This window comes from archaeon (genome assembly GCA_016432545.1).
In the GTDB taxonomy this organism is placed as follows: Archaea; Thermoproteota; Nitrososphaeria; order Nitrososphaerales; family Gagatemarchaeaceae; genus UBA183.
Map to the genome: position 1 here is coordinate 848,516 of CP066694.1, position 21,962 is coordinate 870,477.

Genomic DNA, 21,962 nt, shown 5'->3' on the forward strand with positions numbered 1-21,962 from the left:
GGTGAAATATGTCGATTGTCGTAATGCCTGGTCTTAGTCAGTACCTTTGTCGCTCTCCATCGCAGCCCTGATGAAGAACTCGCCTGCCTTGTAGCTGCTCCGAACGAGCGGGCCTGACGCTACGTATCGGAATCCGAGGCCCTCGCCGATTCTCTGGTACTCCTCGAAGGTGGAAGGCGGGACGTACTCCTCGACCTTCAGATGGCGCCCAGAGGGCCGAAGGTACTGTCCCACCGTCAGGAAGTCGACCCCGGCGCGCCTCAGGTGGATCATGGCCTGCGTCATCTCCTCCCTGGTTTCTCCGAGTCCGACCATGATGGAAGACTTCGTGTAGGTCCTGGGGCTCAGCTTCTTTACGTTCCTCAGGACGGATAGGGACTGCCAGTACTGGGCCCTGGGGTCCCTCACAGAAGGGGTCAGCGACATGGTGGTCTCGATGTTGTGGGCGATTACGTCCGGACCTGCGGAGACGACTTCTTTCAGCGAGTCAAGGTCGCCCTGGAAGTCGGGGACCAGGACCTCGACCAGGAGGTCGGGGATCTTCTCTTTCACCATTCGTATGGTCCTGGCGAAGTGCCCGGCGCCCCCGTCGGGAAGGTCGTCTCTGTCCACCGAGGTCAGCACCACGTAGGTCAGCCCCATCTTGGACAGTGCGAAGGCCACGTTTTCAGGTTCGAGCTGGTCGAGCGCACCGGCCGGCTTCCCGGGCGTCACCATGCAGAAGCGGCAGGCCCTGGAACAAACGTCCCCCATCAGCATCAAGGTCGCCGTACCGCCTCCCCAGCACTCCTGCACGTTGGGGCAGTGCGCCTCCTCGCAGACGGTGTGCAGGTTCAGGTCCCTGAATAGGCCCTTGAGTTCAAGGTAGTTTTCGCCGCCCGGAGGCCGGACGGTTAGCCACTGGGGCTTCTCGACTTGCATCTGTCAGCGGCCGACTAGTATCTTCAGGTTACCAAAATCCTTTCCGGAGAGCGCGCCGTCGCACGCATAGCAGCCTTCGACCCGGAACCCGGGCTCGAGCTCGCTGTGCAGTGTGCACATCATATGGTTGAACCTGATGTAGTCGAGGACGTTGGTCATGGAACGGAGCGTTTCCCGCTCGTCCGAGTCCTCTGAGGAGAGCTCGCGCGCGATGTTGTCGGCTGCCTTGGAGACCGTCGTGTCACCCTCCAGATTGACCATCATGCCCCTCGTCTTCCGAGCGTAGTTGCTGATGGACGCCTGGGTGACACCGAGGCGCTTCGCGACTTCCTGCTGGGTCATGTGGTAGTCTTCCCTCAGTCGCTTTGCGACCATGGCCCTGAGGGCGGGCAGGGCCGACTTCGAGACTATCTCATACGGGCTTATCATCAATTATTACTTATGTTATACTCAGTTATTTAAGCGTAGTCGGGCTTTCCAGATTGCACTTTCAGAATTACTAGATGAGAGTGCGACTCCAGACCGCAAGGTTATTGGAGAAGACTGGGCGCAGAGGCATTTCTCCTCCGGAGTCGTTGAATTTCATTGAGTGCAATCCCTGAACGAGACCGAACGGCAGCAAGGCAGGATGTATTCCAGCTCTTCTCGCCTCCGCTAGTCCAGGCCCTGAAGGAGCGCGGGTTCGGAGCCCCGACCGAACCTCAAGAACAGTTGGTCCCGATTGTGCAGTCCGGCAAGAACGCGCTGCTCATGGCGCCGACGGGGACGGGCAAGACGGAGGCGGCACTCCTGCCTATCCTTGACGCGCTGGTAAGGGACCAGGAGTCACGAGGCAAGGGGACCAAACTGCTCTACATCACGCCGCTGAGGGCCCTGAACAGGGACATGCTCGACCGCATGCAGTGGTGGTGCAAGAGGTTCGACATACGCCTGGGTGTCAGGCACGGCGACAGCTCGCAGGCGGAAAGGACCAACCTGAGCCACGCTCCGCCGGAGATCATGATCACCACGCCCGAGACGCTGCAGATACTCCTCGTGGGGAGGAGGATTCGGCAGAACCTGTCCAAGCTGAGATGGGTGGTCGTCGACGAAGTCCACGAGCTGTCAGAGGACAAGAGAGGAAGCCAACTTAGCGTGGGGCTGGAGAGGCTCAGGGACGTCGTCGAAGGAGGCGAGTTCCAGATGATCGGTCTCTCTGCGACCGTCGGGTCGCCGGAGACGGTGGCCAGGTTCCTCGTGGGGAAGGGGAGGGAGTGTGAAGTGGTGAGGGTCCCGGTCGAGAAGAGCCTGGCGTTGAAGGTCGTAACCCCTCATGCAAGTGAGGAGGACAATCGGCTCGCAGAAGCGATCTACTCGTACCCTGACGTTGCTGCGAGGCTCAGGACCATCCGGGAAGTGGTCGAGAGGTACAGGTCAGTCCTGATCTTCACCAACACGAGGACCGAGGCCGAGGCACTGGCGAGCAGGTTCAGGGTCTGGGACCCGGAGCTTCCGGTCGGGATTCACCACAGCTCCCTCTCAAAGGCGACCAGAGAGGCGGTGGAAAGGAACCTCAAGGACGGGAAGCTCCTCGGAGTCATCTGCACGAGCAGCCTCGAGCTGGGAATCGACATCGGATTCCTGGAGTACGTGGTGCAGTACAACTCGCCGAGGCAGGTGACGAGGCTGATCCAGAGGGTAGGCAGGAGCGGGCACAGGGTGGGCCAGGTCTCCAACGGGATGGTCATCACTCAGGACTCGGACGACACGCTGGAGGCGGCGGTCCTGTGCAGGAAGTCGTCGGCGGGCGAGCTCGAGCCCCTCGAGCCGGTCCTCGCACCCTACGACGTGGCGGTCCATCAGGTCGCAGGCCTCTTGATCGAGCAGAGCAGCTGGAACTACGACGACCTGGAGGCCCTGTTCCGCAGGAGCTACGCATACGGCGACATGGACCCGGGGAAGCTCAAGAGGGCCCTGACCTACATGAGGGAGAGGTACCCCCGGCTGGCCTTCTACAGCGAGTCGGACGGGAAGGTCTTCAGGGCCAGGGACACCAAGCCTCTGTTTTCGTATTACTTCGACAACCTCTCGATGATACCCGACGAGAAGCAGTATCTCGTCCTCGAGGGGGACAGCTTCGTAGGGACCCTGGACGAGGCGTTCGTGTCAGAGTACGGAGAGGTAGGGGTCAAGTTCGTCGAGGCGGGCAGGTGCTGGAAGATTGAGCAGATCTATGGGAACAAGGTCTACGTGAAGGCAGAGGACGACCCCACAGGGGCTGTCCCCAACTGGGTCGGAGACGAGATTCCGGTTCCAAGGCCCGTAGCGGCGGAGGTCGGGAGCCTCAGGAGGAGGTACGCCGAGGAGCTTGAGAAGGGGAGGGGGAAGGAGTACCTCCGGGAACTGAGCAGGACGTACCCGATAGAGGAAGAAGCGATTGCTGAGGCGCTCAAAGAGGTCGAGGAGCAGAGGTCGGCAGGCCTCCCGATTCCGTCGGAGCGAGTCGTGACCGTGGAGAGGTGGGACAGATACCTGGTCGTACAGGCCGCGTTCGGGCACAGGGTCAACAGGCTCCTGGCGAGGGTCCTGGGGCACCAGATTTCGGAAAGGATCGGGCAGTCGGTCGCGGTCCACCAGGACCCTTACAGGATCGTGATTGAGGCGGACGTGACGCCCCCTGTCGTGGTCGGCCTCCTAGAGGAGCTCCGAGGGGCGGACCTCCGAGGGGTCTCTCAGAAGGCTGTGGAGAGGAGTGGGATGTTCAAGCGCAGACTGATCCATGCGGGCAAGAAGTGTGGAGCGATCGCGAAGGACGCTGACTACGCGAGCGTCTCGATATCAGGCCTCATCGAGGCCCTCCGGGACACGCCCGTCTACGAAGAGGCGATGGACATGATCTTCCACGACGACTTCGACCTCGAGGGGGCCGGCGAGGTAATCGAGAAGATGGCGGCCGGCGCGATTGAAGTGAAGGTCTTGGAGTACGAAGCTCTCTCCCCGATCGCCAGGATCGGGGTCGAGGAGATCAGCAGGAGGGGGGAGCTCGTCTCGCCGGAGAGGCTGAGGGCGCTCCTCAGGCAGTCCACTAGGGCTAGGGTCAACGACGCCTTCCTGGTGGCGGTCTGCACCCACTGCTGGAACTTCCTGGAGCTCAGGAGGGTGGGCGACCTGGAGGGCCTCGGTAAGTGCCGGGAGTGCGGGAAGGAGGAGATCGGGCTCTCGGCGGACTCGTACGAGAACGTGTTCTCCCTGGCGATGAAGGCCAGGAGCAGGACCGACCTGAGAGGGAAGAGGCTGGCGCAGGTGGAGAGCCTGCGGAAGTCTGCGGTGCTGCGCAAGGAGTACGGGCACCCGATTGACATGCTCATCGCGGGAAGGGGGATCAGGCTGGCGGACGCGGCTGCGCTCGCGGCTAGGATGAAGAAGGAGGGGACCGACCTTGTGGACCTGATCGTAGAGGGGGAGAGGGATGCGATGAGGCGCCGCTACTTCTTCAGCGGTTCCTGAGACCTCGAAAGGATCATAGTCATCAGGGTCTTCTCGTCGACTTCGGCCCGCGTCCTCCAGCCCACGTGGACCATGGACCTGTCGTCCTGCTCGAGGTACCCCCGCTTGACATAGCGGTCGAGGGAGTACTCCACCCGCCACTTTGGGAACTTCTCGCGGAGGAAGTGCTCGACCTCTCTGCGCGCCACGCGGCCCTGCTTGGAGTTGACGAAGGCGATGGTCGCGGCGAGGACCGCGAGGTCGTCGATTCGAATCCCGGAGGTCTCTGCTTCGGTGATCGTCGGCGAGTCCCTGAATCTCAGCAGAAAGCGGGACGAGTCTTCAGTCCCGTCTGGGCCCTTCACTTCGAAGACCTCCAAGCCCAGCGCCGACACGTCCTCGGTGAGGACTTCGAGGATCTTCCGATAGTCCCTTCCGAGGTACCGCTTCATCTCCCAGCCCTTCACGCCGGGGTTGCGACCCCGCTGCAGTATGAGCACCTGGAAGGCCTTGCGGACCTTCCTTTCCAGGAGAGCCCTGTCGGAGGACTCCGTCAGGACTCGCCCCCGATGGATATCGCGACTGACCTTGGCAGGCCCTTGGCCTTCTCGGCGAGGGCAGTTGTCCAGATCTTCCCGGTGAGAGGCTCGGTCTTCAGGGAGGCCCGGCCTTCGCTGATCAAAAAGGCGAGGAGGTAGGCCCTCAGGACCTTGGTCTCGAAGTCGGGCGCCTGAATGAACTCCCGGTAGTCGATCCACTCCCCGCCCGACCGGTCGAGGAGCTCGTCATGGAGGGCCTTCAGCTTCGTCTCGAACTGTTCCTGCGTGAAGACTCCAAGGCTGACCAGCTCGGCGTAGTCGACGGTGCCCGGCCCGACTCCGTAGGTCCCGAACTCGTCCTTGAACCTCTCGGCCATCGAGGAGAGGTCGCGCCAGTAGACGAAGGCCTTCTCGAGGCCCTTGGGTGAGAGCTGGTCGACTTGGGCGACCGGATGCCAGCTTTTGATGAAAGCCTCGGAGAGGGCTTCCTTGGGGAGGAGCTTGACCTTGAGGTGGACCAGGAGCGGGTCGATGTAGAGCGAAGAGGCCCTGTGCTTGAGCCACTCGTCCTGGAGCCTCACTATCTGGGCGAGCTCAAGCATGGCCTCGGAGTCGAGGAGTAGCTCGTCGAGGAACTTCCATTCCGGGAGGCGGGCTCGAAGCACCTTGATCTTTTCCTTAATGTCGACGTCAAAGGGGTTGGCGCTTGATGACTCCACGTCACGGCAGAGCTCGATTACCCTGAGGATCTCTTCGAAGCGCTTTGGTTCCGAGCTACTTCAGCTCCTTGACCTCGGAGGCGCCGTGGACCGCCTGGACTGTGATCACGTGGGCGCTCCTGTCGAAGACCGTCAGGATGGAGGGCGTGATCACGAGGTATTGGGACGCCTCGCGCTGCTTCATTTGAGAGAGTATCATCTTGAACATCGCCTCCCTGTTCTTCGGGTCCATGTGGATGTCGAACTCGTCCATCGCCCTGAGGGGTGAGACGATGCGGCCCTGGAGAGAGAGTATGAAGGCCATGAGGGCGACCGAGCGCTCCCCTCCGCTCTGGGTGAAGGGGTCGAGGGTCGTCGGAGAACCGCCGCGGAATCCGACGTAGAGCGCGATGCCTGCGTCTTCGATGTCGGCCCCCTCCTCGAACTTGACGAACCCGGAGGCGTCCGCGGCGGAGAGGACCCCCTGGTAGGCAGGGTCGACCACTTCGATCAGGTTCTCCATCGCCTCCCTCCAGACCGCCTTCCTCGACCCGAGCTCCGAGAGCATCGCCTTCCTGTTCTCCTGGAGCTGGGCCAGCTTCACCTTGAGCTCCTCGATGTTCCCGCTGTAGTCGTTGTAGATCTTCTCGGCGTCGTCGGGCACGTCCTGCATCTTCTGGAGGTGCGCGGAGACGAGCTTGAGCTCTTCGGAGACCTCGTAGGGCTGCCTCGCAGTCTCGACGCGGGGACCGGCCTTCTCGAGCTCGGGGGCCATCTTCTCGAGCTCCCCTGAGTACTCCTTGGCGCTCCGCTCGAGCTCCCTCAGGTCGGACTCGGTCACCTTGATGCGGTACGAGAGGACCTCGGCCTTGACGCGGAACGAGATGTGGCTCTCCATGGTCCTCGTCACCAGCTCCTCGTTCCTGCTGATCTCGGGCTGGAGCGACGAGACCTCCCTGTCAAGCTCTCCTTTGCGCCTCTGGGCGTCCTCCTCGGCGGCCGCCGCCTTCTGGGTCACGTATTGCAGGAGGTCCTTCACCCTCTTGGCGCTCTTCGCAGGTGCGCCCGTGATGACCTCCTCGATGGTCTGCGAGAGGCTCGAGACGTCCTCCTTGATCGAGCCGTAGGTGGCCCTCGCCGAGTCGTCCTTCGCCTTCTCCGCTTCTGCCCTTACGAGGGCGTAGTACAGCTTCCTGAGCTCGACCTGCTTGTCGAGGAGCGTCTGCTTGGTCTGGGCGGCGTCGGCCGAGACTTCTGACTGCTGAGACCGAAGGTCCTCAAGGGCCCTGGTCTTTGCCTTCACCTTCTCCTCCACGGACTGAAGAGACTTCGTCAGCTTGGTCTGGGTGCTCCAGAGGACCTCCTTCGCGAGCAGGTCCCTGTGTTCGTTGAGCTTCCGCTTCTCCTGATATCTGTTGTAGATCTGCTTCCAGTACTCGAGGGCTTGGTTGGCGTTGTCGATGAGCTGAAGGAGCGAACCCTCTTCTCCTGTCAGCCCGCTTAGCTCTTGTTCGGCCGAGAGGATTCTTTGCCTGTACTCCGCGAAGCCGACGGCCTCCTCGACCATCCTCAGGCGCTCCTGCGGCGTCACCGCTCCGAGCTCCTCGATCATCCCCTGGTGCATTATGATCAGCAGGTTGTCCGGATTGATCCCGAACTCCTTGAGGAGTCGGACGACCTCGCTCTTGTCGATCTCTCTGTAGTCTGCCTCGAACCAGTAGGAGCCGTCCCTCCTCAGGTATCGGCTGAGCATGAATGTGTCGGACTTTGAATACGCTATGGGGCGACGGCCCGCCTTGGCCGAGTTGTCGAAGACCAGGGAGACCCTCGCGATGTCCTTGCCCCTCCTGATCAGGTCCGAGAGCTTTCGTGAGCGCTCGGTGTAGGCCTGGCCGAAGGCGACAGAGATCGCAAGGAGGACTGAGGACTTGCCGGCGCCGTTGGGGCCGACAATCAGGTTGAGCCCGTCCCTCAGCGGAATCCTAGCGTATTCGTAACTCATGAAGTTCTCAAGGATAATCTCCTTTACGGTGGTGAGATGAGAGGGCATCTCCTTGGAGATTTCTTCAGTTCTGCGAGACAAGCTTCGACTCGAAGCGGGCCGGAGGCGCATTTAGATATTGCGCGCTTATTTGGCGCCCGGACACTTTCGGAGCGCTCTCCCCCGCAATGCCTTAAATCGCCGGCCAGGCTTTTCAGCATCTCTTGGCCTCGGAAGCATCCTTTAGCTCCCTAGACCCGAGGGTGAGAAGCCTCCTCGAGGGATCGGGTATCAGAGAGCCGACGCCTCCTCAGGTCCAAGCCTGGCCGATAATCGCGAGGGGCGAGGATGCACTGGTCGTCGCTCCGACCGGGTCGGGCAAGACGGAGGCGGCGCTTCTTCCGCTCCTCAGCAGGCTGGTCTCAGAAGGTGGAAGGGAAGGGATCTCGTTGCTGTACATCACTCCGATGAGGGCCCTCAACAGGGACATGTTCAAGCGGCTGCAGGGTTGGTGCTCGGGCCTCGGCCTTACAGTTGACATCAGGCACGGAGACACGCCTCAGGCCCAGAGGTCCAGGCAGGCCGCTCACCCGCCGGACGTCCTGGTCACGACTCCGGAGACCCTCCAGGCCGTCCTGCCGGGGAGCAGGATGAGGCTGAACCTTTCCCACCTCAAGGCGGTCGTGGTCGACGAGCTCCACAACCTCGTCGAGAGCAAGAGGGGAGTCCAACTGTGTGTGGGCCTCCAGAGGCTCAGGAGGGTCGCGCCGGGTTTCCAGCTGGTCGCTCTTTCGGCTACTGTCGGGACACCCGAGGTCGCGGCCCGCTTCCTGTTCGGAGACGGGAAGAGATCCATCGTGAGGGCAGAGGCGCCCAAGGACTTCACGTACGCGATCGAGTACCCTACGCCCGACCCGGCCGACCAGAGCGCGGCGAGGGAGACCTACTCTGCGCCCGACCTGGCAGCAAGGCTATCCAGGATCAACCAGCTGGTCGAGAGCCATACGTCGACGCTGATCTTCGTGAACAGCAGGACCCTGGCTGAGATGATCGGGGAGAAGCTGTCGAGGCTCAGGAAGGACGTCGGGGTGCATCATGGTTCCCTTCCGAGGGAGGAGAGGGAGCGGACCGAGCAGGCCTTCAAGTCCGGGGAGCTGAAGGCTCTCGTCTGCACGAGCACGCTGGAGCTCGGGATCGACGTGGGTTCGGTGGACCTGGTCGTCCAGTACATGTCGCCCAGGCAGGTCACGAGCCTCGTCCAGAGGGTAGGGAGGAGCGGGCACAGCCTGGGCAAGGTGTCGAAGGGCGTTCTCGTGACAGTCTCCGCGGACGACATCATGGAGTCTTCCTCCAGCATCCAGGCGGCAGCGGCTGGGGAGATCGAGCCTACGAGGCCCTACCGGAACTCTCTGGACGTGCTGGCGCACCAGGTCGCGGGGTACCTGATGGACTACGAGGCGATGGACGCGGACCTGATGCTGAAGGAGGTGCGAAAGGCTGCGCCGTTCGCGGACCTGAGCGAGGAAGCGTTCAAGCGCACTGTCGCATACCTTGCCGAGCTCAGGAAGATCAGGTTCGACGGGAAGACAGTCTCGAGGACCAGGCTCACGAGGGAATACTACTTTGAGAACCTATCGATGATCCCCGACGAGACGAGGTACCTGGTGGTGGACGTCTCCACGAACGAGTCCGTGGGGATCCTCGGAGAGGAGTTCGTCCTGCTAAAGGCGAAGGTAGGGCTTCACTTTGTCTGCAAGGGCAAGATCTGGCAGATAGAGCAGGTCGCGGACGACAGGAAGATCTACGTGACGCCGGTCGAAGACCCGCTCGCGGCCGTCCCAGGGTGGGACGGGGAGATGCTCCCCATCCCATACCAGCTGGCAAAGAGGACTGGAGGACTGAGGAGGGAGATATCGGAGGCGCTGGACAGTGGAGAAGAGGCGGTAGAGAAGGCGATGGCCAGGATCCCCGGAGATTCTGGCGCGAGGTCTCTCGTCGTGGACGAGATCGAGGAGCACAAGAAGATGGGAGCCCCTGTTCCCTCCGACGAACTGGTGCTCTTTGAGGGGTTCGGCAAGTACCTGATCGTCCACCTCTGCTTCGGGGAGAGCGTCAACAGGACCTTCGCCTTGGTATTCGAGGAGATCCTGAGCAGGAGAGGCCTGGTCAGGGTCTGGTGGCTGGACGGGTACAGGCTCCTGATGGAGCTGACTACTGACACCGAAGAGCTGGACCTGGGGGCGATTTCGAGGGAGTTGATGGGGATATCGCCGCAGGAGCTTGAGAGGACCTACGCGGTCGCTGCCCAGCGGAACTTCCCCTTCCCGGCCAGGGTCAAGTATGTGGCGGAGCGGTTCGGGGCGCTCAAGAGGGGGAAGCTGATCGCACATCCGAACCTCTGTTCGCTGCCGACTAGGTTCGAGAAGACGCCGATCTTCGAGGAGGCCCTCCAGGAGACTGGGAGGGATCTGATCGACATGTCTAGGGCGCAGGAGATCCTCACCTTGGTCGCTTCAGGTTCCATCCAGGTTCAGACGTTTCAGGCCTCGGATAGGCCGACGCCGATCGCCTTCAGCCTGCTCTACAGGTACCTCGAGGTCCCGGAGGCCGTCGCACCCGACTCGCTCGGCAAGTCGTCCTACCAGCGCATGAAGGCGAGCATCTTCGGTACCGACGTGAGCCTGCTCTGCATGAAGTGCGGGGCCGACCAGGGCCTTACGACCGTAGGGGAGCTTCCTGACGAGCCGAAGTGCTCGGCGTGCCAATCAGGCCTGCTAGCTCCCTGTTACTGGGGGACGTGGAAGGTCTCCGACCTTGCAAAGAAGAGAGATGGGAAGGGTCCCCTCACGGATGAAGAGAGAGCGGAGCTCTCGAAGGCGAGGAGGGCGGCAGACCTGGTGCTCTCCTATGGGAAGAAGGCGGTCGTGGCTCAGACTGTCTACGGGATAGGGCCGCAGACCGCGTCGCGGATCTTGGCCGAGCTCCACGACGACGAGGAGGCTTTCTACAGGGACCTCTTGGAAGCGAAGATCAGGTTCGTGACGACAAGGCAGTACTGGTCAAACTAGGACGGTCAAGGGGGCGGGGATACGAGGCGGAGCCGGGGGGCTCGGCCAGGGGTTCTAGCAACCCTTCCTAGGTAGATTCGGGTCGTGTAGGCCAGGGTCACCTTCCCGCGGACCGAGTGCTTCCGCATCATCTCCTTCAGGTCCGCCTTGAGGGCCCTGGCGCCCTCCTTGTCGTCGGAAGAGGGCGAGTAGGAGGCGGAGAACGCCCTACCGACGAGCCCCTTGTAGTCGAGCACCTGCTCGTTCGGGATCCCGAAGACCTTCATGCCGGCAATGAGCCCGGCGAGGTAGGCCCTTTTGATCTCGGGGACCTTTGCCATGTTGCGCGCATGGGCCTTTGTGATCCGCCTGTACTCCTTTCCTGCAGGGCTCTTCTTGTCCAGCTCATTGTAGAGGACGCATACAAATCCCCCGGGCTTCAGCACCCTCCGGAACTCAGTCCGGGCCCTCTCCAGGTTGAGCCAGTGCAGGGCCTGCCCTACGGTCACCAGGTCGATGCTCGAGGGCGCCAGGGTAGTGCGCTCGGCGGTGCCTCTGACGCTCCTGAATCTTCCGCGGTAGGCGGGAGCTAGCTTCTCTTCCGCGAGGGCTCTCATCTCCTTGTTTGGCTCAACGCAGTAGGTGACGTTTCCGTTCCTCAGGAAGAGCTCTGAGAGGATTCCCGTCCCGGACGCAACGTCGGCGACGACGCTTGAGGAGCCCAGGCGGGCATTAGACTCCAGGACCTCGAGGACCCCCGAAGGATAGCGTGGCCTGTACTTCGAGTAGTCTTCGGCTCGTCCGGTGAACCGGTGCGTGTGGTCCCGGCGACCATCTTCGTTCTTGGAGGCGCCAGGGCTTCTATTGGGCTTCATTCAGACTCCCCAGTTTATTAGCGCCTAAGGAGCGGGCCTAAAGGTTTGGTTCTAGCGGGGAAAGTCTTTCTGGTCAGGGAGAGCTACGACATGGACGTCCTGGCGGAGAAGCTGAAGGCGTTCAGGATAGAGACAGAGAACACGGTCGAGGACCAGGACTTCAAGCTGGTGAGCGAGATCACCGGCCTCTCCGCCGGGAAGGGGTCTCTGGAGGGCACGTTTTCCTTCGACTCGGTCTTTGTGGTGAGGCACAGGGGCAAGGCCCTGCCGGTCCCCAGGACCTACGAGGCGCAGTTCTCCTTCAACGTCTTCAAGGACAGGCTCTTCCTGCAGGTCTTCGACAAGAAGAACAGGGCCAACAACATAGCGAACGAGATCAGCAAGGCGGTCTTCATGAGCCTGGGCCAGGTCGTGGAGGCGAGGATCGAGCCTGAGACGATGAGGAAGTTCCACGAGAAGAACTTCGACGATACCAAAATTGTATTCTTCGATCAGATAGACATACCCAGCATCGACAAGCTGTCGCTCTACGGGGCGAGCCTCGGCAACACTACGCTGTACTCCGACTACCTGACCCACGGGCAGCTCTGGTACATCGTCCTCAAGAGCACGAAGACGGGGTACGTGTTCGGAGTGACCAGGAACTGCGTGGTCACGGGGTTCAGCAAGATGGAGATGTCAGAGTTCGGCTCCTTCGTGAGGGGAGAGATCCTCCCGCTCATCGCCTAGCTTGCTCAAGATCGTCCCGGGGGACGCGGCGCTGGTCTTCTCCGAGGAGGGTGAGAAGACCCTCTTGATCTCAGACCTCCACCTCGGCCTCGAGAAGGAGATGGCTAGGAAGGGCTTCAGTCTGCCAGGGTATTCTGTCAAGATGGCGGGGAGGGTCAGGGACCTCGCCGAGAGGTATAGTACAACTAGGCTTGCAGTCCTCGGGGACGTCAAGCACTCGGTGGGCAAGGTGGAGGACATTGACTGGGGCGTCGTCCCCTGGTTCTTCGACACGATGCTTGACCTATTCGGGTCCGTTGACGTCGTCCCAGGGAACCACGACGGGAGCCTCAAGACCGTCCTTCCGCAGAGGGTCAGGCTCCACCCTTCGCACGGGACCGTCATTGGAACGGGGCGGGGGCGGGTCGGGCTCGCGCACGGGCACGCCTGGCCGTCGGAGGAGGCGATCCTGGCAAGGAACCTGGTGATCGGCCACTCGCACTTCACCTTCGAGATGAGGGACTCCCTCGGGTCGAGGTCGAGGGAGTCGGTCTGGGTCACCTCGAAGTACGACGTGGCTGAGCTGATGAAGGGAGCGGGCTACAAGTCCAAGGCGAGGGGGTCGGGGAAACTGACGGTGATGCCGTCCTTCAACAGGATGGTCGGCGGACAGCCGATAAACCGGAGCAGGTCGTTCCAGTTCGGCCCGGTGCTATCATCGAAGTCCATGAGCCTCGAGGACTCGGACATCTTCCTGCTCGACGGGACCAGAGTGAACTAGCTAGCCCTGAGACCTTCCGTTCAGAGAGCCCTGGACGAGCCTCTCGAGGGAAGACTCCCCCACAGCGCCGATCACGGCATCCATCGGCTGCCCTCCCTTGAAGACCATGAAGGTCGGGATGGAGAAGACCTGGTAGCGCGACGAGATGTTCATCTCTTCGTCGACGTTTACCTTGCCGAAGGTCATCCTGTCCGCGTACTTCGCGGCCAGCTTCTCTACGACTGGGTCCATGACCATGCACGGGCCGCACCAGGAGGCCCAGAAATCGACGAACAGTGGCTTTTCGCCGGAGCTCAGCTCGTCGAAATTGGACTCGGTGAGCTTGATTGTCAGTTCGGGGTGACCGGTTGTTGTTGACACTTGATACGAAACCTATGGGGCATTCTTCGACAATGTGTATTTAAGATTGGGGGGTTGAATTTTCCCAGACCGTCTTGGACCGAGACATTCTCGCCCCTCTGAAGGCAAAGCTAGTCAAGGACGAGCCGAAGGGGTCAGGCCTCCGGTTCGCTGCTGTCTCGGTGATAGTAAGAGACCCGGAGACGCCCAGCGTCCTGTTGATCAAGAGGGCGGAGCACGCAGCCGACCCCTGGTCCGGGCAAGTCGCCTTCCCCGGGGGAAAGGTGCAGGAGGGGGACAGGACTGTGAAGGACACGGCGATCAGGGAGACTTACGAAGAGGTGGGAATCGACCTCGCAGCGTCGGCCGAGTTCATGGGTTACTCCGGGCTCTTCAGGACGCACAACGGAACCATGGACGTCGTGCCGACCGCGTTCTCGCTGACCGGGGACGTCGAGGTCAGGCTCAACCGAGAGGCGTCCTCCTACAAGTGGGTCGGGCTGGAGGACCTGGCCTCACCCAAGAACAGGTCGACTTACACGATCGACTCCTCTTCGGGGACGGCCAACCTGCCGGCGGTAGTCGTGGATGACTACGTGGTGTGGGGACTGACTCACAGGATTCTCACGTCTCTTCTCGGCCTCGGCCCTCCTTGAGCGGTCAGCCGGACTCGAGGTGTTTGCGTATGGCCTTGAGGGTCTCAGGGTTCTCCCGCAGGTAGTCGGCGAACTTCTCCAGCCTGCGGAGGGTCGTCGGGTGAACATGGTGCTCGATCCCTTCGGTGTCCTCGAAAGCGGTCTGGTCGTCTACCCCGATCATGGACATGAACTCGGAGATGACTGTGTGCCTCTTGATGACTGACTTTGCGAGCCTCTCCCCGGAAGCCGTCAGCTTCATCCCGCGATAGCGCTCGTACTGGAGGTAGCCCTTCGCTGAGAGCTTGCCTATCATGTTCGATACGGTGGGGGGCTTGACCTTCAACGCGGTGGAGATGTCAGAGGTCGTCGCGTAGCCCTTGTCAGAAATCAGGTGGTAGACGACCTCGAGATAGTCCTCCGAGCGGGGAGTCTCTTCTGCGGCGTCTTTGGTGCGTGTCCTGGGCATCCTCGACCTCGGACACCTCATCCATTCGAAAGGTTATAAATTAGACTAATCTAATGATTTTTGTCGTTTCTAACTTTGGTGCCATGATTGAGGTCCCTACCTTTCCGCCAGTTCTTCACGTATCTCGGCCCGGCCCTCATAGTCAGCATGGCCTACATGGACCCTGGCAACTACGGCACGGACATACTCGGAGGAGCCGTCTCGAACTACGACCTCGTATGGTCTGTCTGGCTCGCCAGCCTCATGGCCATGCTCCTCCAATACCTCTCAGGGAAGCTCGGGATCTCGACCGGGAAGAGCCTTCCAGAGCTTGTGAGGGGCTCCTTAAGGACGAGGCCAAGGATAGTCACCTACTGGCTTGCCGCCGAGTCCGCAGCAGCGGCCACGGACCTCGCTGAGTACCTCGGCACGGTCATCGCGCTCAACCTCCTCTTCGGCATCCCTCTGATCTATGCGGCGGTCCTCGGTGCCCTGGACGTCCTGATCCTGCTTGCCTTCGCCTCGAGGCGTTTCAGGCTCATCGAGTATACGTTCATGCTCTTCGTGTCGATAATCAGCATAGGGTTCCTCTATGAGATAATCGCGGTGGGGCCTGACTATTCGCAGATTGCAGTCCACAGCGTGTCAGGAACACTGCCCGCAAGCAGCCTGCTCCTGGTCGTGGGGATCGTGGGGGCGACCGTGATGCCTCACGCCCTCTTCGTGCACTCGTGGCTGACGAAGAACAAGCTGAAGGAGAACACGATAGAAGAGAAGAGGCGCCTCAGAAAGCTCCACGTCGTCGAGAGCGTCCTGACGCTGACCATCGCAGCGCTCGCGAACGCAGCCATACTCGTCGTGGCTGCCGTGGTCCTCTTCCCCAGTTTCGGAGCGCACTGCAGCGGAGCGACGTGTCCCAGCCCGACAGTCGACGATGCATATCAGATCATGATTCCACTTTATGGCGCGGCCGCCGCCGCCGTCTTCGCAATCACGCTTCTCGCTTCTGGGCTGGCGTCCTCGACGACGGGAACGCTTGCGGGCCAGTCGATCATGGACGGGCTCCTAGGCACCAAGATCAACATCTTCGTCCGAAGGCTTGTCACGAGGTTCATCAACGTCTTTCCGACCACTATTGCCATCTTACTGGGCCTGGACCCCCTGTCTCTTCTGGTCTACAGCCAAGTGATTCTCAGCCTGATGATACCCCTTCCGATGATACCGCTGATCTACTACACCAGCAAGCGGGCCGTCATGGGTGAATTCGTCAACAGACGGGTCACGACCGCCCTTGCTTTGGCAGTCGCAGCCGTCATCATCAGCCTGAACGCGTATCTGTTGAGCACCATCTAGCGTTAGGTGAGGTCCTTGCGGAGCCTGTCGACTTCGCTGAGCTCGAAGGGGAAGACGACCCACTTGTCGACCACTTCGAGGTAGTAGTCGGGCTCCGCCTTGCTCCAGGGCTTCTTGAAGAGGACCGCAGTCTGAATGACCTTAGGCTTCTGACCCGCGAGGAATTCCTTGACGAGGATCAGGGTGTCCCCGTGGTCGACGAGGTCGTCGACGAGGAGAATTGACTTTCCCGCCACCCGCTCGGTGAGCGTCGAGAGGATTGTCGGCGAGCCCCTGCTTTGGATTCCGGTGTAGGACTTCACGTTGATGATGTCTATCTTGACGCCGAGGCGGTCGGAGGCGACCATGGCGACCGGGATCCCTCCTCTGGCTATGCCGACCACCAGGTCGAATGGAGTCCCCCCTGCTCTGATCTTCTCGGCGAGGGCCTCTGCGAGGTTGCCGTACTCAGACCAGGAGATGTACCGGAACTCGGGCATGTCTCACATGGAGGGAGGAGATTAGATAACTCTAGGGGCGAAGGACGACGGGACAGGATGGGCCGGGGCGGATTTGAACCGCCGACCTTGGCGCGCGCTGGCGCTTCGCCGTGTAAGGGCCTGACGGGTGTTACCCTGACATCCTAACCGAGCTAGACAACCGGCCCGATTTTTTTGTGAGTGAGAGCGCTAATAAGCGTTGGATGAGCGACAACGAATCGATTTAACCTGCCCTCGGCGGACTTTGTAGAGGTGGAAGATCCCTGTCGAAGATAGTCGCTGTCAGTGCACGCGAGGTGCTGGACTCGCGCGGCAACCCTACCGTCGAGGCGGAGGTGTCGACTTCCGAGTCAGTCGGTCGCGCAAGCGTGCCCTCGGGGGCGTCCACCGGCACTCACGAAGCGGTTGAGCTGCGCGACGGAGACAAGCGAAGGTTCGGAGGGAAGGGCGTCACGAAGGCGGTAGCCAACGTGAACAGGGTCATCGGGCCGAAACTGAAGGGTATGGACGCGGACGACCAGAAGAGGGTCGACGCCGCGATGATAAGGATCGACGGGACGCCTAACAAGGGCAGGCTGGGAGCCAACGCAATCCTGGCTGTGTCGATGGCAGTCTCCAGGGCTGCCGCGAATGAAAGACTGGTCGGGGTCTATGCGCAGCTCGGCGGGGCAAGGGCCGTGACCCTTCCGGTACCTATGATGAATGTGATCAACGGAGGAGTGCATGCGGGGAACGACCTCGCGATTCAGGAGTTCCATGTAGAGCCGGTAGGCGCGGGTTCGTGCGCCGAGGCGATTCGCATTGGGTCGGAGGTCTATCACAGTCTGAAGGCGGTCCTAATGGACAAGTACGGAAGGAGCGCAATCAATGTGGGCGACGAAGGAGGCTTCGCCCCTCCACTAAGGAGGACCAGGGACGCGCTGTCGTCGATGCGGGTCGCCATCGGGAAGGCGGGGTACGATGAGGGGGAGGTGAAGATGGGCGTCGATGCGGCCTCCTCTGAATTCTATGACGCGGGCAGTGAGACTTACCAAATCGACGGAAGGAAGCTGTCTACGGAGGCCCTAGAGGACTACTACGCTGAACTGAGGGACGAGTTCGGGCTCCTGACAATCGAAGACCCGTTCGCCGAGGAGGCCTTCCTCCCCTTCGCGTCGATGACTAGGAGGCTGGGGAAGAAGACGGCCATCATCGGGGACGACATCTTTGTGACAAACGTCAAGAGAATCAGGAGAGGCATCAGGTCCAAGTCGGGCAATTCTGTACTGATCAAGCTCAACCAGATCGGGACAGTTACGGAGACGTTGGACGCGATAACCCTTGCCAAGAGAGCAGGGTGGAAGGTGGTCGTCTCTCACAGGTCAGGAGAGACCGAAGACCCGTTCATCGCGCACTTGGCGACCGCGGTCGGTGCAGCGTTCATCAAGACCGGGGCGCCTGCGAGGGGAGAGAGGGTAGCGAAGTACAACGAGCTCATGAGGATCGAGGAGCGGCTGGGCGGCAGGGCAAGGTACGCGGGCAAGAGTCTCAGGCTGGGGTAAGCAGAGCGCAGGGGGTGGGACTTTCGCCCCGAGGAACCCCCCCGAATTACCGGCGGAGACTTTCCCCTGGGATTCGAACCCACGAGTCCCGTTAGAGACACAGGCTTAGCAAGCATGCGCCAACTTGGCTGCGCCTTACCAGGCTCCCCGTCGAGGACTCTAGGCTACCCCTGCTCGATATCGAGCCGACCTGCCGGCGTTAAAAAGTGTGAGCGGCGGTGGCTCCCCCGGAGTTCGCCGTCACTCTCCGCCCCCATCTCGTCAGAAGGGGAATCCCCCACGTAGACGAGGCAGCGTGGACACGTCGCCTTAGGGCTGCTCCCTCCCGGACCTCGCCCGTTTCGGCAATCAAGAGTCAGGACCTCTCCTTCGAGAGGACTGCTCCTCATGACCGCCCGCCTCGGCGTGAGTTCGTCTCCCCCGACCGGCGCGGGTCGCGAAGAAGACGGGTTTACCCGTGGGTTGCTGGCCGCTGCATGAAGCCGGTTTCAGCATTCTGGAAGACGGCTACCCTTCCTGCCCTCCCCACCGCCGGAGACGAGGAGTCTAGGCCACGTAATTAACGTGCTGTCTGATCTCCGCACTCATCCGGCAGACGTTGCACAGCTCGGACGAGGAGGGCTTTCCGCAGTTGGAGCAGGCCCTCGTCCTGGACTCCGGGTCGCGCGGGTACCGGGAGATGACGTCGAGGGTCGACCTAAGGAGCACGTTCTTGATTCCCGGGTGTTTGGATTCCATCACGTTCAGGTCCTCGCGCACCTCGCTGCGGAGACCCTCGTGCATGTAGGGGCAGCTGACGCTCTGGAATTCGATCCCGGATGCGAAGGCGAAGAGGGCGATTTCTTCTTCGTAGATCTCCAGGAACGGCTTGACCCTCCGCACGGGGAACCCAGAGCCGGAGTACCTGGGGTCGAGCCATCCCATCCTCTGGAGGTCTCCGTGCATCAAGTTCATCATGAATGTCTGGACGTAGTCGTCCAGGTTGTGGGCTGTGGCCACCACCGAGACACCGGCCCTAGCGGCCGCCTCATCGATGGCCCGGCGCCTGAAGACTCCGCAGAAGCTGCAGGAAGAGGTCTTCCTCTCGTCCTTCCAGTCCAGGGCCTCATCCAAGGAGAACCCGAAGAGCTCCTTGTAGGAGAGGGTGAGGTGCTCTAGTCCGAGCTCCCGGGCAGCGTCGTTCGCGTGCTCGAGAGCCTCGTCCCTGTATCCAGCGACACCTTCGTCGACCGAGAGGACCACGAGCTCGTACCCTCTCGGGCCCTGCAGCTCGTGAAGTATTTTCAGGAGGGAAAGGCTGTCCTTGCCGCCCGAGACAGCGACGCCGACCTTCTCGCCGCGCCTGATCATTGAGTACTTCGAGATGGTCTTCCTTGTCTTTTCGATGATCGAGGTCTTGAAGCAGTCCCGGCAGAGCGACTCTCCCGAGTAGCGCCGCGTGAAGAAAGCCCTGCCGCCGCACCGCGAGCACGTCAACGGGGGCGACGCTCCGAGTTGTTCTATTAAGCGTGAATCCTTAAAGCGCTTGTTCCTTCGGCGGGTCTCAGGTTTTTGGAAGAATTCAAGAGGTTTGAGTTCCAGTATGGGTTGGTACTCGTCAGGACGCGCAGGTTTCAGTCGCTGATGGACCGGCTGGGGGCGAACCGGCTTTCCAGGCCCGCTGGGTGGTTCCTGCTCTACTTCATGCCGGTGGCTGCGGGGATCGGCTTCTTTCTGTTCTTGAGCCAGCTCGGGATCCTCCTCTCCCCTCGGGGTGCTGCGGTGGCCAGCTACATCAGGACACTGAGCCCACTGGCCAACCTCGGCCTGCCTGGGATCAACCCCTACCTGCCGGTTGTCGACGGCTGGATCGCCCTGATAGTCGCGATGATCATCCACGAGGGCGCGCACGGGGTGGTGGCGAGGAGCCTCGGTCTCCCCGTCAAGGCATCTGGGCTTCTGTTCTTCTTGTTCGTTCCCATCGGGGCCTTTGTGGACGTGGACGAGGACGCCCTTAAGGAAGCGAAGGCGTCGCACTCGGGCAGGGTCCTGGCGGCCGGGGCGGGAATCAACTTGGTGGTTGGGATCCTCTGCCTGATTATCTTGTTCGGCCTGGTGTCGAGCATGAAGCCGGCGACCGACGGCATCGGGGTGGAAGGAGTCTACCCCAATTATCCGGCGGCAAAGGCAGGGATCATGGCGGGCGACTTCGTGACCGCGATCAACGGCGTGCAGATCGACGATCCGGCAACGGTCGCGAACAGTTCATGGTATAGGATCAACAACACGGTGACGCTCACCGTGTGGAGGGGGGGCCAGGTCAGGGACTACAACGTGACGATAGGGTCGCTCAAGTACAACGACACAAGGACCGGGCAGGTCTCGGAGAGGCCTTTCCTGGGCCTTGAGAACATAGGGTACGCTGGGCTCCAGGGTCTGGTCTCGGCCTACAGCGGCTCGTTCCTTACGAGGCCCGGCCTGTACATCTGCATACCTACCTTCCCCGCGTGCCAAGGAATCGTTCCCTTCTCGGACAAGCTTTCGGTCTTCTACACCTCGTCGTACGGGCCCAACCTTGTCCCGGCGGCTACCCTGCTCTACTGGCTCTTCTTCATCAACTTCAACCTGGCGATCTTCAACGCGCTCCCGATCTATCCGCTGGACGGAGGGCAGGCCTTCAGGGTCGCGGTCAAGGCGGCAGCGAAGGGGAGGCTCACCGAAGATGGCGTCATGAGGGTCACGAAGGGAGTGACCTTAGCCGTCGTAGCCCTTCTGCTGAGCGTGATCGCAGGGCCGTACCTCTTCTACTTCGCCTAGCCGGGGTTCGTTAAATAGGAACAGCGGTTCCCTTTCGGATGGTCGACGTCCAGCCGCCGCCCGACTTCGGGGCACTGGTCCAGCAGCTTGCAGCCCAGTTCGTCGCGACGATGTCCGTGGTACTCAGCACCGTCGACTCGACCGTGGTCGAAGTCGCCAGGCTAGCCTACGTCACGGTCTTGTTGCTGGGGGTCCTGCTGTACTTCACCCATCTCGAGAAGAGGCTCGGGAAGGACCTGATCAAGGGAGGGGTGGTGCTCGCGGTCCTGTCGGAGTTCGTCTTCCCGGCGATCAGTAGGGTCTGACTGCGTAGCGAAGCAGCGCGACGATTCCTCCGAACGAGGAGACCTGCTTTCCGAACTCCATGGAGGAGTCGGCGAGGTAGACCTCCCCTCCTGCGCCTTCCACTTCGTTGAGGATGCCCACGACCTGGTCCTCGTCCGCGCCGGAGGCGAAGACATCGTCTGAGACCACGAGGGCCTCGACAGCCCCGGCCTCCGCAGCCTGAGAGACTCTGGCGACCGAGAAGGCCACCTTGGGGTCCAGGGAGGAGATCCTCTTGACGACTTCTGAGACTATCTCCTGCATCCGGACGACCACAGAGCCCTTGGCGACCGACTGGAACGAGGGGGCCTTGACGAGGGCCCTGACCCCGTCGGAGCCGGTGAGGTCGAACCCTTCGAGGACAGTCAGAGAGGCTGGCTTGAGGCGCTCCCTGATCGCGTTCGCAATGGAGTTCTTGAAGTTGCCCGGGCCCGCGACGATCACGCTGTCGCCCTCAACGGTCGTCTGCGCGACGAGGTCCGCGACCTTTGAAAGGTAAGGACGCGCGCTCTGCTCCTCGGATTGCTTCCCTCCGAGGCCCGACTCGACGGTGGCTACCAGCTTCAGGTGGGAGCCGCTGAGGGACCCGACCCCCGCCTCCCTTCTGTCTGCAGCCACGATTACGAAACGCGTCGTCCTCTCCCCCGAGGGCGTGACGAGGCCGGTGTCGAATGGAGTCCACTTCTCCTTGCGGAGAGTGATCGGGTGGCCAGGAGATATCGTGATGGCGTGGGACCCGACCTTTGTCACGCTCTCCTCGCTCGCTTCCAGGATGGTGCCCTTTACCCTGATCCTCTCGAGGCTGCGGTCGAGGCGAACCTCCTCGACGGAGAGCGCGATCGTGACCTTGACCCGCTCGCCCTTGTCAGGTCTGGCAAACTCTTCCTCCCTCTTTACGACCCGCGAGCTCCTGGTGACCACGACGTCCCCCTTCTTGATGAGGCGCCTGAGAGCCCAGAGGTCCTCAGTCGACTCGGGGGTAATAGAACAGGTACCGTGCTTCGTGTCCAGGTCTGTGACTATCAATAGCCC

20 protein-coding genes, 2 tRNA genes and 1 other RNA gene are annotated in these 21,962 nt (G+C 61.4%); 9 read left to right on the forward strand and 14 right to left on the reverse strand.

The window, feature by feature from the left end; all coding sequences use genetic code 11:
* Nucleotides 1-33: 33 nt before the first annotated feature.
* Both lipA and HY247_04670 read right to left on the reverse strand, forming a co-directional pair.
* Nucleotides 34-921, reverse strand: a complete 888-nt coding sequence (lipA, locus tag HY247_04665; protein QQG48062.1) for a lipoyl synthase — start codon at nt 919-921, stop codon at nt 34-36.
* Between the two features lie 3 nt (nt 922-924).
* Nucleotides 925-1,353, reverse strand: a complete 429-nt coding sequence (locus HY247_04670; protein ID QQG48063.1) for a helix-turn-helix domain-containing protein — start codon at nt 1,351-1,353, stop codon at nt 925-927.
* Nucleotides 1,354-1,506: 153 nt separating this feature from the next.
* On the opposite strand from HY247_04670, the gene HY247_04675 reads away from it, so the two are divergent.
* Nucleotides 1,507-4,407, forward strand: coding sequence for a DEAD/DEAH box helicase (locus HY247_04675; protein QQG48064.1), 2,901 nt, complete (start codon nt 1,507-1,509; stop codon nt 4,405-4,407).
* On the opposite strand, the gene HY247_04680 is transcribed toward HY247_04675, so the two are convergent.
* Genes HY247_04680 through HY247_04690 form a run of 3 tightly spaced genes read right to left on the reverse strand, consistent with a single transcriptional unit; the run spans nt 4,386 to nt 7,706 of the window.
* Nucleotides 4,386-4,886, reverse strand: a complete 501-nt coding sequence (locus HY247_04680) for a hypothetical protein (protein ID QQG48065.1) — start codon at nt 4,884-4,886, stop codon at nt 4,386-4,388. The genes HY247_04675 and HY247_04680 overlap by 22 nt on opposite strands.
* A 53-nt stretch (nt 4,887-4,939) precedes the next feature.
* Nucleotides 4,940-5,644, reverse strand: a complete 705-nt coding sequence (locus HY247_04685; GenBank protein QQG48066.1) for a hypothetical protein — start codon at nt 5,642-5,644, stop codon at nt 4,940-4,942.
* 55 nt (nt 5,645-5,699) lie between these two features.
* Nucleotides 5,700-7,706, reverse strand: coding sequence for an AAA family ATPase (locus HY247_04690; GenBank protein ID QQG48067.1), 2,007 nt, complete (start codon nt 7,704-7,706; stop codon nt 5,700-5,702).
* A 122-nt stretch (nt 7,707-7,828) separates the two neighbouring features.
* On the opposite strand from HY247_04690, the gene HY247_04695 reads away from it, so the two are divergent.
* Complete coding sequence (locus tag HY247_04695; GenBank protein ID QQG48068.1) at nt 7,829-10,672, forward strand: DEAD/DEAH box helicase; 2,844 nt, start codon at nt 7,829-7,831, stop codon at nt 10,670-10,672.
* Nucleotides 10,673-10,677: 5 nt separating this feature from the next.
* On the opposite strand, the gene HY247_04700 is transcribed toward HY247_04695, so the two are convergent.
* Complete coding sequence (locus HY247_04700) at nt 10,678-11,526, reverse strand: class I SAM-dependent methyltransferase (protein QQG48069.1); 849 nt, start codon at nt 11,524-11,526, stop codon at nt 10,678-10,680.
* 45 nt (nt 11,527-11,571) lie between these two features.
* On the opposite strand from HY247_04700, the gene HY247_04705 reads away from it, so the two are divergent.
* Nucleotides 11,572-12,255, forward strand: a complete 684-nt coding sequence (locus HY247_04705; GenBank protein ID QQG48070.1) for a hypothetical protein — start codon at nt 11,572-11,574, stop codon at nt 12,253-12,255.
* Nucleotide 12,256: 1 nt separating this feature from the next.
* Complete coding sequence (locus HY247_04710; GenBank protein QQG48071.1) at nt 12,257-13,015, forward strand: hypothetical protein; 759 nt, start codon at nt 12,257-12,259, stop codon at nt 13,013-13,015.
* Here HY247_04710 and trxA read toward each other — a convergent pair whose 3' ends face one another.
* Nucleotides 13,016-13,348: a thioredoxin gene (trxA, locus tag HY247_04715; protein QQG49562.1), complete on the reverse strand. Its 333-nt coding sequence runs from the start codon at nt 13,346-13,348 to the stop codon at nt 13,016-13,018.
* A gap of 101 nt (nt 13,349-13,449) precedes the next feature.
* Here trxA and HY247_04720 point away from each other — a divergent pair, with 101 nt between their 5' ends.
* A complete protein-coding gene (locus tag HY247_04720; protein ID QQG48072.1) occupies nt 13,450-14,010 on the forward strand; it encodes a CoA pyrophosphatase in 561 nt (186 codons plus the stop codon).
* Nucleotides 14,011-14,014: 4 nt separating this feature from the next.
* Here the strand turns inward: HY247_04720 and mntR are convergent, their stop codons facing one another.
* Nucleotides 14,015-14,458 (reverse strand): transcriptional regulator MntR, encoded by a 444-nt coding sequence (mntR, locus tag HY247_04725; GenBank protein ID QQG48073.1) that lies wholly within the window; start codon nt 14,456-14,458, stop codon nt 14,015-14,017.
* A gap of 87 nt (nt 14,459-14,545) precedes the next feature.
* On the opposite strand from mntR, the gene HY247_04730 reads away from it, so the two are divergent.
* Entirely contained in the window at nt 14,546-15,790 is a 1,245-nt protein-coding gene (locus tag HY247_04730; GenBank protein ID QQG48074.1) for an Nramp family divalent metal transporter, read from the forward strand.
* 2 nt (nt 15,791-15,792) lie between these two features.
* On the opposite strand, the gene HY247_04735 is transcribed toward HY247_04730, so the two are convergent.
* The gene (locus HY247_04735; protein ID QQG48075.1) at nt 15,793-16,269 is read right to left on the reverse strand and encodes a phosphoribosyltransferase; all 477 of its coding nucleotides are present in this window, start codon (nt 16,267-16,269) and stop codon (nt 15,793-15,795) included.
* 58 nt (nt 16,270-16,327) lie between these two features.
* Nucleotides 16,328-16,436, reverse strand: a tRNA-OTHER gene (locus HY247_04740).
* Nucleotides 16,437-16,532: 96 nt separating this feature from the next.
* On the opposite strand from HY247_04740, the gene eno reads away from it, so the two are divergent.
* Nucleotides 16,533-17,810, forward strand: coding sequence for a phosphopyruvate hydratase (gene eno / locus HY247_04745; protein QQG49563.1), 1,278 nt, complete (start codon nt 16,533-16,535; stop codon nt 17,808-17,810).
* 6 nt (nt 17,811-17,816) lie between these two features.
* Here the strand turns inward: eno and HY247_04750 are convergent.
* The 3 genes from HY247_04750 to HY247_04760 form a co-directional block, all read right to left on the reverse strand.
* Nucleotides 17,817-17,984, reverse strand: a tRNA-OTHER gene (locus HY247_04750).
* A gap of 39 nt (nt 17,985-18,023) precedes the next feature.
* An RNA gene (gene ffs / locus HY247_04755) (signal recognition particle sRNA) lies at nt 18,024-18,341 on the reverse strand.
* 15 nt (nt 18,342-18,356) lie between these two features.
* Nucleotides 18,357-19,286, reverse strand: coding sequence for a TIGR00269 family protein (locus HY247_04760; GenBank protein ID QQG48076.1), 930 nt, complete (start codon nt 19,284-19,286; stop codon nt 18,357-18,359).
* Between the two features lie 75 nt (nt 19,287-19,361).
* On the opposite strand from HY247_04760, the gene HY247_04765 reads away from it, so the two are divergent.
* Nucleotides 19,362-20,606, forward strand: a complete 1,245-nt coding sequence (locus HY247_04765) for a site-2 protease family protein (protein QQG48077.1) — start codon at nt 19,362-19,364, stop codon at nt 20,604-20,606.
* Nucleotides 20,607-20,644: 38 nt separating this feature from the next.
* On the forward strand, nt 20,645-20,911 hold the full coding sequence (locus HY247_04770; GenBank protein ID QQG48078.1) for a hypothetical protein: 267 nt from the start codon (nt 20,645-20,647) through the stop codon (nt 20,909-20,911).
* Here the strand turns inward: HY247_04770 and HY247_04775 are convergent.
* Nucleotides 20,898-21,956 (reverse strand): pelota family protein, encoded by a 1,059-nt coding sequence (locus HY247_04775; protein ID QQG48079.1) that lies wholly within the window; start codon nt 21,954-21,956, stop codon nt 20,898-20,900. The genes HY247_04770 and HY247_04775 overlap by 14 nt on opposite strands.
* Nucleotides 21,957-21,962: the final 6 nt, after the last annotated feature.

Coding starts and splice junctions, on each gene's coding strand:
- mntR (QQG48073.1), bottom strand. CDS start 14,458: ATGCCCAGGACACGCACCAAAGACGCCGCAGAAGAGACTCCCCGCTCG.
- lipA (QQG48062.1), bottom strand. CDS start 921: ATGCAAGTCGAGAAGCCCCAGTGGCTAACCGTCCGGCCTCCGGGCGGC.
- HY247_04735 (QQG48075.1), bottom strand. CDS start 16,269: ATGCCCGAGTTCCGGTACATCTCCTGGTCTGAGTACGGCAACCTCGCA.
- HY247_04700 (QQG48069.1), bottom strand. CDS start 11,526: ATGAAGCCCAATAGAAGCCCTGGCGCCTCCAAGAACGAAGATGGTCGC.
- HY247_04770 (QQG48078.1), top strand. CDS start 20,645: ATGGTCGACGTCCAGCCGCCGCCCGACTTCGGGGCACTGGTCCAGCAG.